This window comes from Cytophagia bacterium CHB2, from assembly GCA_030263535.1.
Classification (GTDB): domain Bacteria; phylum Zhuqueibacterota; class Zhuqueibacteria; order Zhuqueibacterales; family Zhuqueibacteraceae; genus Coneutiohabitans.
The window spans coordinates 1-15,566 of sequence record SZPB01000128.1; the positions used below are offsets into that span (position 1 = coordinate 1).

Here is a 15,566-nt window from a genome sequence, read left to right on the forward strand (position 1 = left end):
GCGCCCGGCGTGAAGGCAACATTTTATGATGCCGGCCACATTTTGGGATCTGCCGGCGTGTTGCTGGAAATCGAAGAGGCGGGAAAGCGTCTGCGTTTGGGTTTTAGCGGTGATTTGGGCCGTTTCAACATGCCCATTTTGCGCGATCCTGTTCTAATGGACGATCTCGATGTGTTGATCATCGAAAGCACGTATGGCGATAAACTGCACAAGGACATTCAAAACATTGCCGACGAGTTGACGGATATTGTGACGGCGGTGCATCGCCGCGGCGGCAAAATCATCATTCCGGCGTTTGCTGTGGGGCGCACGCAAATGCTGGTGTATTATCTCCATAAGCTTTGGCAGCAAAACCGCATTCCAGAAATACCGGTTTATGTCGACAGCCCGCTTGCCGTCAACGCGACGGAAGTGTTTCGCCTGCACCCCGAATGCTTTGATCGCGAAACGTATCGCCTTTTTTTACAGGATGGCCACGATCCATTTGGGTTCAAGCGGCTGACCTATGTGCGCGAGGTGGAAGATTCCAAAAAACTCAACGATCTCAAAACACCGTGCCTCATCATTTCGGCCTCCGGCATGGCGGAAGCCGGCCGCGTGTTGCACCATTTGCGCAATCATATTGGCAAACCGGAGAATTGTGTGCTGATTGTGGGATTTATGGCGGAACACACGCTCGGCCGCCGGCTCGGCGACGGCGCGACGGAGGTTAGGATTTTTGGCGAGGTGTGTGAGAGACGATGCGAAGTGCGCAAGCTGGAGGGCTTGAGCGCGCATGCCGATCGCGACCAATTGATGGCGCTGGTGCAGCGACAAACCCCGCAAAAGCTGCAACACATTTTCCTGGTGCACGGCGAATCCGAGCCGGCCGAGTCGCTGGCCGGCACGATGCGTGCCGCGGGCTACGGCAATGTGCAGGTGCCGTCTGAAGGCCAGGAATTTGTGATTTGAAGTTTTGACTTTATTCGAAACAAGAATTTCGCTGTGACTTTATTGGCTTTTAACAGTTGAGTCTTATTTCGAGCAAAATCTTTTAATTTGCCCCCATCTGCTCCTCATAAATTTTTTCGCGCTCGGGGTCGATCCGAATCAGAATCTGGAAGGGGGTCAAATCTTTGCTGCCCTTGAAAATATCCAAAACTTCTTGATAATGCGCGTCGACGAATTGCTTTGCGGCGAGATTGTCTTTGTTCTCTTTGCGCACCGCTTCCAGGCGCACCAGGGCTTGTTTGATGTAATCGCGCGCCTGCGCCGGCTCTTCGTTAAGAACTGAGAGTCCGTAGAAGTAATAGTCTTTTAACTCGCGGAACTTTTTGTAATTTTCCGAGAAGATTTCCAGCATGTCGTCTTCGCGATAATCCCAGCCGAACACAAATTGGCTGAACTTCGCTTCTTGCAAAATCGCGCGCGCTTTCTCAAAATATTTCGTGCCTTCCAGCGCGCCGTATTTGTCCAACTCGTTGCCGATCAGAAGATTCACATAAAAATCAATCAAAGCACGCACCGGCACATACTCTCCAGATTCTTGAATCATCTCATTTTGTTGAAAGGGGAAAATGGCGCGCTTGTCATAATATTGAATGTCCGGCCCGGAGGCGATCAGGCTGCATTGATAGCGATCTTCCGTGCTTGTGGGCCGGTATTCAAGGAAAAATTGAAAGCCGATTTTGAACGGCAGCACATAATCTTCTTCGATCCACGTCTTGTTGTTGATATACTTTTCAACTTTCTGATCAAATTCAGCCATGCGTGGTTTGAAGTCGTCCGGCAGCTTGTCCAGAATTGTCGTCACCTTCGCGCGCACGCGGGCGTCGCGAGGCGGCGCAGCGTTGGCCGTGTGCCCGGCGGCGATCAGCGACAGCAAGAGGACGGCAATAAACGCGCGGCAGCGCGAAAAGATTGCTGGCATATGTTTCATCTCCATCGATGTGAAAACTTTGCAATCACGGCTTAACAGCGGCTTCCGCGAAATCGTTTTCATTTGCAGAACGCATTCGCGGGTTCTTGTAACGCGCAAAATATAGCCAGAGGGGCGTATGAAAGTCAAGAAGATAGTCCTCGCGATGACGATCGTTTGGGTGTGCGCAGTTTCTGCGCAAGATTATCCACTTGGAATTCGGGCGCAGGCGATGGGCGGCAGCGGCGTATCCCTGGCAAAAGATGCAGAAGGGCAGTATCACAATCCGGCATTGTTAGCGGATCTTACCACATTCAATGCCACACTTTTCTATTCCAGGCTATTCGGCCTCAGAGAATTGCCGCTCTCGAGCGCGGCCGTTGCCGGCCGGCTCGGTAAATTCGGGTTTGGCGGCAGCGCTATTCGCCTGGGACACGATTTGTTTCATGAACAACTCTTTCAGCTTGCTCTGGCGCATGCGTGGCAATTTCGTACCGTGAGGCTGGGCGCAGGAACAAACAGCATGTCTTTCGGCATGCAATTTGTCCTCAAGCAAACGCGCATCGCGCAATACGGAGAACAGCAAACATTGCTGGTCAATACTGGCGTGCTGGCCCATTTGAGTGAACAATGGGCGTGGGGCATGGCCGCCGGCAATCTTCTGGGCGCAAAAACCGGCGGCACTCAGGAACGCCTGCCGCGCCATGTCGCTTTGGGTTTGAGTTATGCACCGGATGCGCGCTTCACTGCGCAGGTCGATCTTTATAAACAATCTGATTTTTCTCCGGAATGGCGAATTGGTTTTGAGGTGGGCGTGCTGGCGCCGTTGCTGTTGCGTTTGGGGATCAATGAAAACCCTGACCGCTTCACGTGCGGACTCGCCCTGCTCACGCGGCCGCTCATCGTGCATGTTACCACTTTTTCGCATGTAGATTTGGGTTGGACGCAGCAAATGGCGATCACGTTAAGAAGATAAAGCGGAATCATTCAAAACGCCAGAACGATAGCTTCCAAGATAGAATCCCACCTCATGTGAAACGAATGTTCTTAGAGTCCAGCCAGCTCTTGAGTCGTTGGAACTCCTTGACAATTGCGTTTGGCGGGTAATGCGCGTTTGCCGGGCTGGTGGAGGGCAGAACGTAAATATGCGTCAAGGCAAGTTTCTCGCGTTGCGGCCCGGGTTTGATTGCGGTTTTGTTGGATACGTCAAAGACCCAGCGGAAGCCCGTCAATCCAATAAAACATGCGACATGGGGCGAGAACGTTGCAATTTTTCGGCGCAAGATTTTAGCGCCCGTAACAATCTCTTCCCGGGTCAACTCGTCGATCTGGCCAGTGGCGCGTTTGACCACGTCCGTGAACCCGATTCCCTTCTCAAATAGCATCGTTTCATCCCCTGCTTTCACCTCGCTTCCCACAAGCCTTGCGGCGGACAACGCCGGCCAAAAGCGGTTGGTCGCGCGCGCATAATATTTCCCATTTTGCGCGGAGAACATTCCGGGGTTCAATCCTACAAAAACGAGTTGTAATCCAGGACGCAGGTAATCCGGCAGGGTAAGAATTTGAGATGATCGCGCAGACGTTGGTTTCACGGATCAATTCATCTCAAAACTCGCAGGGGCAACTGATTGGTCTATTTAAAGTGAAGCTGCTTTTTGAAGACAAACAGGCTACCCGGATTTGCAGACAAACTGCAAATCAAAGCTTCTGCGAAGCAGCAAATTACTGTTCGGCGAAACTCGTTGACCATCGACGATAAAGTTTTTCCACCGAAATGCGCCGAAGTCACCGAGCATCGCCGAAAAAACTTTGGCAGGATGATTTATCGGCAGAATTATGTTGAATCGTTCTGTCGACAAATTATTCGCTGCCATAAACTTTCAGAATTTCATTCTAACTTTGAGCGCCTTATGGCCTTAAAGCGCGAACCTGCGCTAATGAACGCTAATACTTGTTATTCGCATTGATTCACGCTCATATCTGCTTTACTTGCGACTCGCCTGCGTTGGCTAGGCTTCTGAAAAATCCCGGGAGATTGCTGCTGGTTATTCACTCCGAGGTTTGCCCGGTAAGGGTTTCGTTTTCGGATTTTTGTGTTTCCGGAAGGAATGCCGTAATCAACAGAATCAACATGCCTAATGAAATGGCCGTATCGGCGACATTGAAAACGGCGGTGCGAAACGTTCCGATACCCAAATTCAAAAAGTCAATCACGCGGCCGTTGTGAAAGATGCGATCAATGAGATTGCCCATGCCGCCGCCGAGCACAAGCCCGAGCGCCAGCAAATGCGCCGCGTTGCGCGAGGTTGTACGAAACATGTAAACCAACAAAACCGCCAAGCAAATTGTCGGCCCGATCGTAAACAGCGCCAGCCGCACTTCGGCGGGCAAATCAGCGCCCAGGCTGAATGCAACGCCTGGGTTTTCCGTGTAATGAAAACGCAGCAAATCGGAAAAATACGATTGCGGGCCGCTTTCCTGTAAAATGGCTTTGGCATAACGCTTGGAGATTTGATCGCAACCGGCAAAACTCAAGGCGGCAAACAAGGCAAGCGCGAGATTCGTTCGCTTCATTCTCTTCATCACCTCATCCTGTGTTAGTTACCGCAAATGAATCCTTGTGTAATCAGCACCGGAATCAAGATATACATAATCGAATCCCGGATGAGATAAAACATGAAAACCGCCGCGACGACTTTCCAGCCCTTTTCCCGCACAAATGCTTTCAGGCCTTTCTCGCGCAGCAAACTCGTCCATTCTTGAATGATGGGCGGTTTGAAGATTTGTTTTAAATTCATAGAGGTGGTTCTCACTCAAACCTGTCTTGACGGGCAATCCGGCGCCAGCGCGCATATGCTGCATTTGGGTTTGCGCGCCTGGCAGGTTTCACGGCCGAACAATATAAGACGATGCGAAAAAATAGTCCACTGCTTTCTTGCGACAATGGCCATCAAATCCCGCTCGATTTTTTCCGGCGTCTTTTGCGCGGTCAAGCCCAGACGTTGTGAAATGCGCTGCACGTGGGTGTCAACCACGACGCCGTCATTGATGCCAAAGGCGTTGCCTAAAACCACGTTCGCGGTTTTGCGGCCAACACCGGGCAAAGCAATCAACTCCTCCATGCTGGAAGGTACGTGACCACCGTGCTTAGCCACCAGCGCTTGCGCGCAGCCAATGAGATTGCGCGCCTTGTTGCGAAAGAAACCGGTGGCATGAATCAGTTTTTCCAGTTCGGGCTGGCGCGCTTGCGCCAAAGCGGCAGGCGTGGGGTATTTGCGAAATAATGCGGGGGTGACTTCGTTGACGGTTTTGTCCGTCGATTGCGCTGACAGGATCGTGGCCACCAACAACTCAAACGGCGTGTGATGCGTCAACGCGCAATCGGCATCCGGATAAAGCCGGCGCAGTTTGCGCAACACGCGGATGCGCCGGAGCTGTTCCGCGCGCGGGAGGGCCGGCTTCATAAAATCGTGACATCTCCGATCATAAACGAAATGCGAACATACAAACGGGAGGTCGCGCTGTCGTAATCCGGCGATTTGTAATACTTGTTGATGCCGATGCCCCCTTCTTTTCTGCCAAAAATCACAAAATCGCCCACACCGGCGTTCACTTGAATGGCATAGGGAATGGATTTCGGCAGGATAATCGTGGCATCGCCAATAAAGCCGGAGACGACAAAGGCGCGTTCGCCGCCGGTGATGGCAATGCCCGAGAGATCGAATTTCTGGTCGCCAATAAACGTGGAAGCGGAGCCGCCTTTAAAATCGTTGCTTTGAATTTTGACGTGAATATCGCCAATAAAGCGATTTTCGTTGATGTAATCGCTGACGGCGGCATTGTCGATGAAGTTGACAGTGGCCGGTTCGGCGCCGGGCTCGAAGGTGATGGTGGCTTCCTGACGCGCTTTGGGAAAGAGAATCAATTTTGCGCCGATCGCCACCAAAATCAACGGCCAGTAGTTGCGAATCACTTCCCCAAAGCTGACGATGTCGAGCCGATCCAATAGCATGAGTATGCCGAACACAATCAGCATGCCTCCCCAGAAGAAACGCCCGCCGGCAGTTTCATTTGAACTCATCTCTCACTCCACTCTAACGCGTTTCACGAAACCATTTCGCGATTTCTTTGGTCGATTTTGTATTCAGAACCTCGTTTTTGCGCAGCCAGCCTTTGCGCGCAATGCCGACGCCGTAGAAAATATCCGCAATGCCCGCGACTTCATGCGCATCAGGATTGATGCTGATCTGCACGCCTTTTTCAGCGGCATATTTGCAGTAGCGCCAATCCAGGTCGAAGCGGTGCGGGCTGGCGTTGATTTCAATGCTCACCCCCAACTCTGCCGCGGCCTCGATGACTTTGCGATGATTGATGGGATAGCCCTCACGCCCCAGCAACAAGCGCCCGGTGGGATGCCCGATGATTTTCACCGCGGGATGCTCCATCGCTTTAATCAGGCGTTTCGTCGCCTGCTCTTCCGTCATGTTCATGCTGCTGTGGATCGAGGCAACCACGAAATCAAAACTCGCCAGAACATTGTCGGGGTAATCGAGTTTGCCGTCCGGCAGAATATCGCATTCCGTGCCCTTGAAAATATAAAAACCTTTCAGCTCGGCGTTGAGTTTGTCAATTTCTTTATGCTGTTGCTTCACGCGCTCCGGCGACAAACCCTTGGCATAATAAACCGACATGCTGTGATCACAAATGCCAAAATACTCAAAACCGAGGCGGCGGCATTCTTCCGCCATTTCGCGGATGGAGTTCGCGCCGTCGCTGTAGGTTGAATGGCAATGCAACACCCCCTTGAGATCTTCATTTTCAATGAGCCGGGGAATTTTATCCTGAAGCGCCGCGTCAAGCTCGCCCATGTCTTCGCGCAATTCCGGTGGAACGTAACTCATGCCTAGCGCCGCGAAGATTTCTGTTTCATCCTTGCAGCGGATCAATTTTTCGCCTTTGAACAACCCCCATTCACTCACTTTGATGCCGAGCTTCTGGCCGTGGCCGCGCAGCGCGATGTTGTGTTCTGCTGAACCGGTGAGATGGTGCAAAAGGTACGGAAAATCCTTGTCTGTTGTCAAACGCAAATCCGCGGCAATGCCGTTTTCGAGCAACACGCTGCTTTTCGTGTCGCCCTTGGCGATGATGTTCTGCACCGTGGGCAATTTGGTAAAAAAATCCATAATCGCGGCGCGATCGGCTTCTTTGCAGCTCGCCACAATGTCAATATCTTTGATGGTTTCTTTGTGCCGGCGCAGGCTGCCGGCGAGTTCCGCGCGAATCACTTTTGCATGCTTCTTCACCGCTTCGAACAGCGGCCGCGCCGCCTGTTCGGCATGATGATAAAGATGACGACTGGCAAACTGGCGGATTTGTTGAATGCCATCCAGCAAGTTTTGCTGGCTCTTCGCGCTGAAGCCTTCGAGTTTGGCCACGCGATTTTCCTTGCACGCCTTTTCCAGATCATCGATCGAAGCGACGCCGAGATCATCCAAGAGTTTCTTGGCCTTCTTCGGGCCCAGGCCGGGAATGCGCAGCAACTCCATGATGCCCGGCGGAAACGAACGGCGCAGCTCTTCATAATATTTGAGCGTGCCGGTGGTCACCAGCGTGGTGATCTTTTCGGAGATGGCCTCACCGATGCCCTTGATCCCGCGCAGGCGGTTGCTGGCAACCAGTTCGTTAAGATCCTCCGAGACGCCGCGCAGAGCGCGTGCGGCATTTTCATACGCGCGCGTCTTGAAGGGATTTTCGCCCTTGAGTTCGAGCAGGGTGCCGATTTCTTCGAGAATCTCGATGACTTGTTTTTTGTCCATGGCCGAATGCTCAATTGGGTTTGACTGACGGATTCGCCGAAGGCGCATTCTGAATTTCTGCAAGCAACGCAACTGCCGGTTGAAAGGACGGCGTTTTATCCAAGATTTGCGCCAACACCTCGCGGGCGCGTTCGCCGTCGCGCAAAAGATGCCAATAAAATTTGGCAATATCCAGTCTTTGTTCCGGTGACAGGTTGCGCCGGTATTGCGCCTGCTGCAAGCGTTCCTGCACGCCGGCCGAATCGCCGGCTTGCCAGTAATAGCGCGCCAGCACCAGGGCGCTGTCAAAGTTTCGCACCGGAAATTTTCTCTCTGGCATAATTTGTTCGAGCTTTTGCAGAAGCGCCAACGCCTCGTCGCGTGCATTTTGTTGCAGTTCGTATACGACTAATTTGAGAAAATGGTGCCGATAACTTTCCGCCAATCCCGTCTCATATTGATCGAGGTACACTTTGGGATGCTCGAGATTGCGATAACGATAGACCTGTAGGACATTTTTTTTGATGACGTCCGGTGCTTCGTTGTGGCCCGGCGCCGGCAGCAGCTTGCGCGCCATGCCCTCCGTGCAGAGGTAGGGTTGCAAACCTGCCAGGTTTTCGTCCGGCACATTGAAGCCGAAATAAACCGGGCGTTGAAATTGATTGGCTGAGACGATTTCGAAGATCATGCGATCTTGCGGCCGCAGGAAACGGCCTTGAAAAGTCGGGCCGACGATGAGCTGCATGGCCGGAGGTTCCATTGCGGCGGAATCATCCGGTATGGTTTCGCGCGCCCGTGCGTCGTATTCCTCCCAAACTTGCGGATTCGTTATGGGAATCCGAATGATTTGTGGCTCGGGCCACGGCCATAAACCCAACGAATCGATTTCGCCGGATCGCAAAGCGATTGGAACTTTGGGCGGGCGGGTCTGCAATTGGCGCACATACCACGGCGTGTTCAGCAGGCTGAGATTGACGACGCTGACATCGCGGCGAAAGCCTTCGACATATTGCACATACCACAGCGGAAAGGTATCATTATCGCCGTTGGTGAAAAGAATGGCATTCGGCGCGCAGGTGCTGAGTAAATTATAAGCATAATCCGCTGCAACGTAATTGCCCTTGCGATCGTGGCGATGAAAATTGTGCTGGAACAAATTCACCGGGCCAGCGAGAATGAGCAGCGAAGCCAGCCCGAGCTGGACGATGGTCGAGCGATATTGCGCGGCGGCCGCTTTTTCAAATAAGGCCTGAGCGCCCATGCCGATCCAGATGGCGAAAGCCAAATAAGAACCGGCATAGGCGTAATCGCGCTCACGCGGCTGCCCCACGGTTTGATTGAGATAAATGACAATCGCGATGCCGGTCATGACAAACAAAACACCGACAATGCTCGCGCCACGCCAATCGCGGCGGAAATGATAAATCAAGCCGGCGCAGCCGAGCAAGAACGGCAAACCCCACAACCCCTGCCATTGCAGGGTAACACGCTGCCAGTCGGGATTGCCGCTGCGCCCAAAAAATTGCCAGTTGAAATAACGCAGATACATCTCTTTAATTTGATAATCCCAAAAAGAAGCTTTGCGCTGGGTTAATTGTGCGGCAAGATCCTCACGGCCATACTGCTCGCGATTGAGATAGCTCACGAGTTGCGGCCAGGTTTGCGGGTCGTTTTCGTCAATGGCAGGATCGAGATTCGAGCGAATGAACACCGTCACATACGTTGAATAACCAAGACCCAGCAGGAACAAAACTGTGAGCAATAAGCGCGGCAAATGCCTGGTTTGCCGCTGTGCCGCCACGATCAGCATGAGCAGCGCCGCGGCCAGCGCAAAAGCGCCGCTGAGTTTTGCAACCGGCGCTAGGGCTGCTATGCTTTCTAGGATATCCGTAAAAAGCAGGGAGGCGGCAAGCGCCAGCAGAGCGAAGAGCATCAGCCATTTGAACCACGGCCACGGCCGGGTCTTGAAATAAATCAGCAGAAGCAGCGCGGGAATTGTTAGAACATTGAGCAAGTGCACACCAACTGCCAGCGCGATGAGATAAGCGATGAGCACGAGATAGCGCAAGGGCGAACGTGTTTCCGGCGTGTAGGCCCAGCGCAATGCCAGCCAAATCACCAAAGCCGTTAAGCAGGTTGAAAGCGCATAAACTTCGGCTTCAACGGCGTTGAACCAGAAACTGTCGCTAAACGCCAAGGCCAGCGCGCCGACGAAAGCAGCCGCGGCTTCGAGCCAGTCAGAGGTTTCGCGCTTGCACGCGCGGATGAGTTGTAGGATGATTAAATAAGTCAACCAAACTGTCATCGCGCTTGCGAGTGCGGAGACGAGGTTGACGCGCCATGCCACTTCGCCGCCGAGCGGAAGCATGGTAAACAAACGCCCAACAAGCAAATACAATGGCGCGCCGGGCGGATGGGGTATGCCGAGAATGTAGGCGCAGGTGATGAATTCACCGCAATCCCAAAGCGAAACCGTAGACGCAAGTGTGCGCAGATAGGCGGCAAGACTGATGAAGAACGTCAGAATGCCGCCCAAAACAGCAATGGAATTTTTGAAATGTGAGGGGGAATAATTCGGCATGCAGAGGCGTCCGTGCGTTCAAATAATTCCATGCTGGCGAAGTACGGTGAGCAAGTTTTCCTGATAACGCCGGGCGAGCGCCTCGTTGGCAAAACCGATCCAGCCAATTTCCGCGGTCGCGTGCGTCGGGCCGTCGAACGGCTCGCCCTCAACATTGCGAATCGCGACGCCGGCTTCGCGCGCAATCAGCCAGCCCGCAAGATCGTAGGGATGGGCGCAAAGAACGGTGGGTTCTGTGCGGCTGCGCCAAATCTGATTGAAATTCGGCCGGATATCGACAATCAGCTTGCTCTGCCCCAGAATCAAGGCATAGATTTGACCGCCCGTCGCAAGATGTTGATCTTCGAACACACTCGCTGGTTCATTCGCGCCTTCACCGAGCGCGATTCGCAAAAAATCTTCTTCGATCTCGGACACCCATTTTTTGCCGCGGGGAAATAATTTTACAAAAGAAATGAAGCTGTGACGCAGATCGGAGGAACGATCGGCGTGCAATCGAATGATGGCCGATTGCTGCGTCTGCACGTTTTCACGCAACCGGAATGCGCCGCTGCCCGCAGCCGCCCAGAGCGTATCCATGTAGGCATATTTTGGAATCGGAATCTCGGTTTGTAATGAAAAAACAATGTCGGCCAAGCGCGAGTCGTTGCCTTTTTCCGGAAGAATGCCGGATAGAATCCAGCCACTCGCTTTGGCATACATCAGTAGGCGCGTGCCATCAATCGGGTCGCATAACACGCGGAATTGCGGTGCGCCTGCGCCGAACGGAATGGCTTCGCCGGTTTCAAACTCTCCCACCAACAAAAATGGCGGCGCCTCCTGTTGATGCTGTTCGAGAAATTCCAGCAAGCTGTGTTCGGCAATCGTGTCGATGCCGTAAATCGTATCCACCTCGGCCTGCGCTGCCACCGCAGTTAGTTCATCTTGCGACTGTTCGATCAGCGCTTGACGCACATTGTCGCGCATGTAATGATGCGCACGCCAGAGTAGGCGCGCCAGCGCGTCGGCGTGCTGCGCCTCCTGCGGAAGGTGAAACGCCGGGGGCTCGGCTATTTTGGCTGCAATGGTTTTGTTCATGGCGCTGATGATACGCAAAATGCTGGCGAAAAACAAGCCAGCAGCAGCAGAGAAATTTGGGCTGGAAGTCTAAAGCTGCTCGAAGAGCTTCGGTTTTAAGTTTGACTTAAAATCGGCATCGCATGAATCCTCTGGCCATGAGTTGCTTTGTGAAAGAAGTGGCAAAAATGACAAAAAAGCATTATGCTTTTCACACAGTTCAAATCATTCTAAAATTCTGAGTGAGGAGGAGCACATGGATGCAAGCAACAAATTGAATCTCAAGAATCTCATTCTTGTGCCAGCGTTGATTACGCTTGCGATCACGCTGCTGCGCTTGACCGGCGAATTGATGAACTGGGCACCTGTTCTTTTCAATAAACAAGCAGGCGGCGGCGGAGCGCTGGTGGGAATTTCCTGGCTGATTCCGATCTTCGGGTTTTACTTTGCCCGCAAATTACTGAAGGCGAATGATCATCCTGCCGGAATGGGCCGCCTCTTTGGTTTTTCCCTGCTCGCGCTTGCCGTCTCTGCTGCTTTGTTTGCGGTCAGCATCAAATTCCTGGCAAGCTCACGTTTGCCATTTCTCGCGGGGATGATCGTCGCTGCCGGCGCTGGCCTTATTGTCGCGCGCAAAGCCTGGCCCTCGCTTTTCACGGTGTTATTCACCTATGGTTTGGCGGCGCGTATTCCCGTCGCCCTCATCATGCTGATTGCCATCTTGAATAATTGGGGCACACACTATGACGTGCCACCGCCCAACTTTCCCGACACCGCGCCTTTGACAAAATGGGTTGCCATTGGCCTCGTTCCCCAGCTTACCGTTTGGATGGCATTCACGGTGATTGTCGGGTTGCTTTTTGGCGGCATTGCCGCGGCGGTGACGAAACGCAATCTGGCTTTGGCACAGGCAACCTCATGAAAATGGTGGTATACTGTTTTTTTAGCAATGTTCAGTTTGAAGGAACTGTCAAGTATACCATCGGTAATCCCGCACCCTTTGGGACAATCGTCAAAGTATTTTTGAACGGTTCATTAAGAGGTCAAAAGACTTTAGACGGAACTGACGGCCACTATGCAATCCGCGGCGATGATGAAAACTTCCCAACCGGGAGCTATCGCCTGGAAGCAGACGACCAGATCGGTACGTTTGGCGAGGTAAACAACGTGTCTCACACGCAGGCTCCCATAACCGAACAAGACATTGTGCTGAACAACGCTTACTGAGCACAAGCCGGTTTGCTTTCGTGTCATTGGGCCAATTGGCCAAAGCCATTTTCGAGGCTGACGTCATTTCGGCGGCAGCCCGCATTTGCAAGGAGTCAACTCATGGTTCGCTTGAAATCACTCCCCTACTCATTGTTTTTAAGCCTGAGCATTGCTTTGATTTGCCAGCCCTCCGTATCTCACGCTCAACCCGTTCCGATCATTTCCGAGGGATTTCCAATACTAATCGAGGCCGATCCTGGTTTCAATTCGTTTGAGGGTCCCACTCTTGCCGATCTTAATCGAGACGGTGCTCTGGAAATCATTCTCGCCAGCAGCAATCAAGTACATGTCATCCAGCACGACGGGCGTGCGTTGCCGGGCTGGCCTCAAACCACGACATATCAGACGCATAACTCCCCGGCTGTGGGGGATATCGATGCCGATGGAGTTTTGGACATTGTTACCTTTGATCGCAATGGCCCTGCCAGAAAAAGTTTTTTGTATGCCTGGAATGCGGCCGGCAGTCTGCTTACGGGGTTTCCCATCGCGTTAGAGTTGGGGAACGCGGCCATCACGCTCTATGATCTGGACGGAGACCGGGGCCTGGAAATCATTGCAAGTTTTGGCGGCAAAACCTACGCTTTTAATCATGCCGGCGCCGTCCTACCAGGTTGGCCGCAAGACGTGACGCCTTTTTACGCTCTTTCCAAGGTGGCTGTTGGCGACATCAATGCTGATAACAAACCCGAGATCGTGGTCGCCTCACAATATATTACGCAACCCGATCGCCGCCAAAGCCTTGGCCGCTTACATATTTGGGATGCTCAGGGCAACATTCTGCCCGGCTGGCCGGTGACCACGCCCAAAGGATACGTTTTTACAGTCCTGTGCAATCCAATTCTGGTGGATATCAATCGTGACGGCTTGCTTGAAATCGCCGTCGGCGCTCATAGTACGCTTCCCAGTGACGTCGGATTTGCCGCCCTCTACCGTCATGATGGTACCTCAATGCCAGGGTGGCCACAACACACTGCCGGGCCGGACTCCCTGGTATCCATAGGAGCGGCGCCGGCCGTGGCAGACATTGACGCTGACGGTGAATTGGAATTGATCTTTGGGGATCTTTTTGACCATGTGGTGGCGTGGGAGAGTGACGGCACTTTGGTCTCAGGGTGGCCGGTCAGCCTCAAAGCCGTGGATTCCACGTTGGTTTTTCGATCAATCGAGGCCAGCCCCGCCGTGGGCGATGTGGATGGAGACAACCTTCTGGAAATCTTCATCAACAACAATCAGGCAAACTTGGTCGAGGGCCAGTGGCTGGGCCGAGTTTACGCATTTCATCACGATGGCTCCAGCCTAGCCTGGTCGCCTCTGTATCCTCGCGAATTTGCCAGCAATAATACCGTGGCGCTGGCAGATTTGCAGAATGATGGTAATACAGACATTGTGATCGTTTCTGACGACCGGGAAACCTGGCTCACGGTTTGGACCATCCCCGGCGTGCCCTATATCGAAGAGCGCTTTCCCTGGCCCATGTTCGGCCACGACCGCTGGCATACCTCGCAATATGGCTTCAAGCCGCCAGACGAGCCGGCAGTCAATGTTTCCGACGAAGAAGCAGCGATTACGCTACCAAAAGAGTTTGCGCTGCATCCAAACTTTCCCAACCCCTTCAATCCGCAAACCACCATTGCGTTTACCCTGCCAACGGCGCAAATGGTCACGCTCAAAATTTATGATCTCAGCGGACAGGAGATTCAAAACCTGGTGCAGCAGCAGATGCCGGCCGGGACACACCGTCTCACGTTTGACGGCCGCGGACTGGTCAGCGGGGTTTATCTCTACCGCATGGAAACCGGCAAGGCAGCCTCACATGCTCATCGTTCAGCAACTCGCAAGATGCTATTACTCCGATAATGAAGAAAAAAGCTTATGGCTTATAATGACAAACTCGCCAGCCGCATTCGCAAGCGGCTGGCGCATCGCAAAGACATTGTTGAAAAGAAAATGTTCGGCGGGCTTGCCTTCATGCTGAACGGCAACATGTGCTGCGGGATCGTCAAAGATACTTTGATGGTTCGTGTCCCTCCCGGGCAATATGAAATGATGCTCAAAGAGCCGCATGCCCGGCCCATGGATTTCACCGGGCGCCCGTTGCGAGGCTTTGTCTACGTCGATCCGAAAGGCTTGCGCACGGACGGAGCTTTAGAAAAATGGCTGAAACGGGCTATTGCTTTTGCCTCTTCACTGCCGGCGAAGTAACATGCGACCATTGTTGCTGCCGCACAAGCTGTGCGATCTTTTATTGCGTTTGAATTTGTGGCCCGGCGTAACCCTCTCTTGCTATTCCCTCCCGCACAATTTATATTGAACTGCACTTAATGTTTTTGACTTTGCGCACAACATCGCTGGGCAGAGTCGGGCTGAAGACGCAAGAACACGCAAAGCGTTCTTGCGCATTCATTTTTTGTCTGAAGATTCTTATTTCCTGGCAGCGCATCGAGGTTTAAACGATAGGGAGAATGCTGATGTCGAGAATCGATTGGCACTATCATCGCCCGAGTTGAGACACGTGTGCAAAAACGCAAGAGTTCCTTGCGAAGCATAAGATTGCCTCTGCAGAAATAGTGAGCGCCAAAAAAGTGGCGGTTTCAAAGCAAGAGGCGTTGCGCCTGGCGAAACAAGTGGATGAAATCTACGCCACCAAGGGCCGGCAGGTGATTCACGTGAATTTGAAAAAGGACAAACCGGACGAAGATACGCTCACAAATTTGTTGATCGGGCGCACCGGCAATTTGCGCGCGCCGGTGATACGCAAAGGACGCACGCTGATCGTTGGTTTTGATGAAGCGACGTATATGCGGCTGGTTGGAAGAAAATAGCGATTTTTTTTCAAGGGTACTTAGCAACGGAGGAGCGGATGAAGATTTTAATCACCGGTTCGACGGGATTGATCGGCTCGGCTTTGATTCAGGCGCTGCGCGCGGAAGGCCATCACCTGGTGCGCTTGATTCGCACGCCCATAACC

17 protein-coding genes are annotated in these 15,566 nt (G+C 52.9%); 8 read left to right on the plus strand and 9 right to left on the minus strand.

The genetic code is table 11. From position 1 onward, the window contains the following. A partial coding sequence (locus FBQ85_13850; protein MDL1876237.1) for an MBL fold metallo-hydrolase occupies positions 1 to 951 on the plus strand: 951 nt, incomplete at its 5' end. 82 nt (positions 952 to 1,033) lie between these two features. Here FBQ85_13850 and FBQ85_13855 read toward each other — a convergent pair. Beyond that, the gene (locus FBQ85_13855) at positions 1,034 to 1,981 is read right to left on the minus strand and encodes a DUF4835 family protein (protein ID MDL1876238.1); all 948 of its coding nucleotides are present in this window, start codon (positions 1,979 to 1,981) and stop codon (positions 1,034 to 1,036) included. A 55-nt stretch (positions 1,982 to 2,036) separates the two neighbouring features. Here FBQ85_13855 and FBQ85_13860 point away from each other — a divergent pair, with 55 nt between their 5' ends. Beyond that, positions 2,037 to 2,873, plus strand: a complete 837-nt coding sequence (locus FBQ85_13860; GenBank protein ID MDL1876239.1) for a hypothetical protein — start codon at positions 2,037 to 2,039, stop codon at positions 2,871 to 2,873. A gap of 52 nt (positions 2,874 to 2,925) precedes the next feature. Here the strand turns inward: FBQ85_13860 and FBQ85_13865 are convergent, their stop codons facing one another. The 8 genes from FBQ85_13865 to FBQ85_13900 form a co-directional block, all read right to left on the minus strand. Next, on the minus strand, positions 2,926 to 3,489 hold the full coding sequence (locus FBQ85_13865) for a mismatch-specific DNA-glycosylase (GenBank protein MDL1876240.1): 564 nt from the start codon (positions 3,487 to 3,489) through the stop codon (positions 2,926 to 2,928). A 457-nt stretch (positions 3,490 to 3,946) separates the two neighbouring features. Further along, positions 3,947 to 4,471 (minus strand): signal peptidase II, encoded by a 525-nt coding sequence (lspA, locus tag FBQ85_13870; GenBank protein MDL1876241.1) that lies wholly within the window; start codon positions 4,469 to 4,471, stop codon positions 3,947 to 3,949. A gap of 23 nt (positions 4,472 to 4,494) precedes the next feature. Further along, complete coding sequence (locus FBQ85_13875) at positions 4,495 to 4,695, minus strand: hypothetical protein (protein ID MDL1876242.1); 201 nt, start codon at positions 4,693 to 4,695, stop codon at positions 4,495 to 4,497. A 15-nt stretch (positions 4,696 to 4,710) separates the two neighbouring features. After that, the gene (gene nth, locus FBQ85_13880) at positions 4,711 to 5,361 is read right to left on the minus strand and encodes an endonuclease III (GenBank protein MDL1876243.1); all 651 of its coding nucleotides are present in this window, start codon (positions 5,359 to 5,361) and stop codon (positions 4,711 to 4,713) included. Continuing rightward, positions 5,358 to 5,978, minus strand: coding sequence for a hypothetical protein (locus FBQ85_13885; GenBank protein MDL1876244.1), 621 nt, complete (start codon positions 5,976 to 5,978; stop codon positions 5,358 to 5,360). The genes nth and FBQ85_13885 overlap by 4 nt, the downstream gene beginning before the upstream one ends. 13 nt (positions 5,979 to 5,991) lie before the next feature. After that, on the minus strand, positions 5,992 to 7,713 hold the full coding sequence (polX, locus tag FBQ85_13890; GenBank protein ID MDL1876245.1) for a DNA polymerase/3'-5' exonuclease PolX: 1,722 nt from the start codon (positions 7,711 to 7,713) through the stop codon (positions 5,992 to 5,994). 10 nt (positions 7,714 to 7,723) lie between these two features. Next, entirely contained in the window at positions 7,724 to 10,273 is a 2,550-nt protein-coding gene (locus FBQ85_13895) for a DUF2723 domain-containing protein (GenBank protein ID MDL1876246.1), read from the minus strand. Positions 10,274 to 10,291: 18 nt separating this feature from the next. Beyond that, on the minus strand, positions 10,292 to 11,350 hold the full coding sequence (locus FBQ85_13900) for a hypothetical protein (protein MDL1876247.1): 1,059 nt from the start codon (positions 11,348 to 11,350) through the stop codon (positions 10,292 to 10,294). 235 nt (positions 11,351 to 11,585) lie between these two features. Here FBQ85_13900 and FBQ85_13905 point away from each other — a divergent pair, with 235 nt between their 5' ends. The 6 genes from FBQ85_13905 to FBQ85_13930 form a co-directional block, all read left to right on the plus strand. After that, positions 11,586 to 12,251 (plus strand): hypothetical protein, encoded by a 666-nt coding sequence (locus FBQ85_13905; protein MDL1876248.1) that lies wholly within the window; start codon positions 11,586 to 11,588, stop codon positions 12,249 to 12,251. Then, a complete protein-coding gene (locus tag FBQ85_13910) occupies positions 12,248 to 12,556 on the plus strand; it encodes a hypothetical protein (GenBank protein MDL1876249.1) in 309 nt (102 codons plus the stop codon). The genes FBQ85_13905 and FBQ85_13910 overlap by 4 nt, the downstream gene beginning before the upstream one ends. A 102-nt stretch (positions 12,557 to 12,658) precedes the next feature. After that, positions 12,659 to 14,455: a T9SS type A sorting domain-containing protein gene (locus FBQ85_13915; protein ID MDL1876250.1), complete on the plus strand. Its 1,797-nt coding sequence runs from the start codon at positions 12,659 to 12,661 to the stop codon at positions 14,453 to 14,455. Between the two features lie 15 nt (positions 14,456 to 14,470). Continuing rightward, positions 14,471 to 14,800, plus strand: a complete 330-nt coding sequence (locus FBQ85_13920) for a TfoX/Sxy family protein (GenBank protein MDL1876251.1) — start codon at positions 14,471 to 14,473, stop codon at positions 14,798 to 14,800. A 365-nt stretch (positions 14,801 to 15,165) separates the two neighbouring features. Continuing rightward, on the plus strand, positions 15,166 to 15,420 hold the full coding sequence (locus FBQ85_13925) for a hypothetical protein (GenBank protein ID MDL1876252.1): 255 nt from the start codon (positions 15,166 to 15,168) through the stop codon (positions 15,418 to 15,420). A gap of 38 nt (positions 15,421 to 15,458) precedes the next feature. Further along, positions 15,459 to 15,566: NAD-dependent epimerase/dehydratase family protein (locus FBQ85_13930; GenBank protein MDL1876253.1), on the plus strand; the 108-nt coding region annotated here is incomplete at its 3' end.

What these genes read in the sequence shown, in the direction of transcription:
- FBQ85_13855 (MDL1876238.1), bottom strand. Translation starts at nt 1,981, where the DNA reads ATGAAAACGATTTCGCGGAAGCCGCTGTTAAGCCGTGATTGCAAAGTT.
- FBQ85_13860 (MDL1876239.1), top strand. Translation starts at nt 2,037, where the DNA reads ATGAAAGTCAAGAAGATAGTCCTCGCGATGACGATCGTTTGGGTGTGC.
- lspA (MDL1876241.1), bottom strand. Translation starts at nt 4,471, where the DNA reads ATGAAGCGAACGAATCTCGCGCTTGCCTTGTTTGCCGCCTTGAGTTTT.
- FBQ85_13875 (MDL1876242.1), bottom strand. Translation starts at nt 4,695, where the DNA reads ATGAATTTAAAACAAATCTTCAAACCGCCCATCATTCAAGAATGGACG.
- nth (MDL1876243.1), bottom strand. Translation starts at nt 5,361, where the DNA reads ATGAAGCCGGCCCTCCCGCGCGCGGAACAGCTCCGGCGCATCCGCGTG.
- FBQ85_13885 (MDL1876244.1), bottom strand. Translation starts at nt 5,978, where the DNA reads ATGAGTTCAAATGAAACTGCCGGCGGGCGTTTCTTCTGGGGAGGCATG.
- polX (MDL1876245.1), bottom strand. Translation starts at nt 7,713, where the DNA reads ATGGACAAAAAACAAGTCATCGAGATTCTCGAAGAAATCGGCACCCTG.
- FBQ85_13895 (MDL1876246.1), bottom strand. Translation starts at nt 10,273, where the DNA reads ATGCCGAATTATTCCCCCTCACATTTCAAAAATTCCATTGCTGTTTTG.
- FBQ85_13900 (MDL1876247.1), bottom strand. Translation starts at nt 11,350, where the DNA reads ATGAACAAAACCATTGCAGCCAAAATAGCCGAGCCCCCGGCGTTTCAC.
- FBQ85_13905 (MDL1876248.1), top strand. Translation starts at nt 11,586, where the DNA reads ATGGATGCAAGCAACAAATTGAATCTCAAGAATCTCATTCTTGTGCCA.
- FBQ85_13910 (MDL1876249.1), top strand. Translation starts at nt 12,248, where the DNA reads ATGAAAATGGTGGTATACTGTTTTTTTAGCAATGTTCAGTTTGAAGGA.
- FBQ85_13915 (MDL1876250.1), top strand. Translation starts at nt 12,659, where the DNA reads ATGGTTCGCTTGAAATCACTCCCCTACTCATTGTTTTTAAGCCTGAGC.
- FBQ85_13920 (MDL1876251.1), top strand. Translation starts at nt 14,471, where the DNA reads ATGGCTTATAATGACAAACTCGCCAGCCGCATTCGCAAGCGGCTGGCG.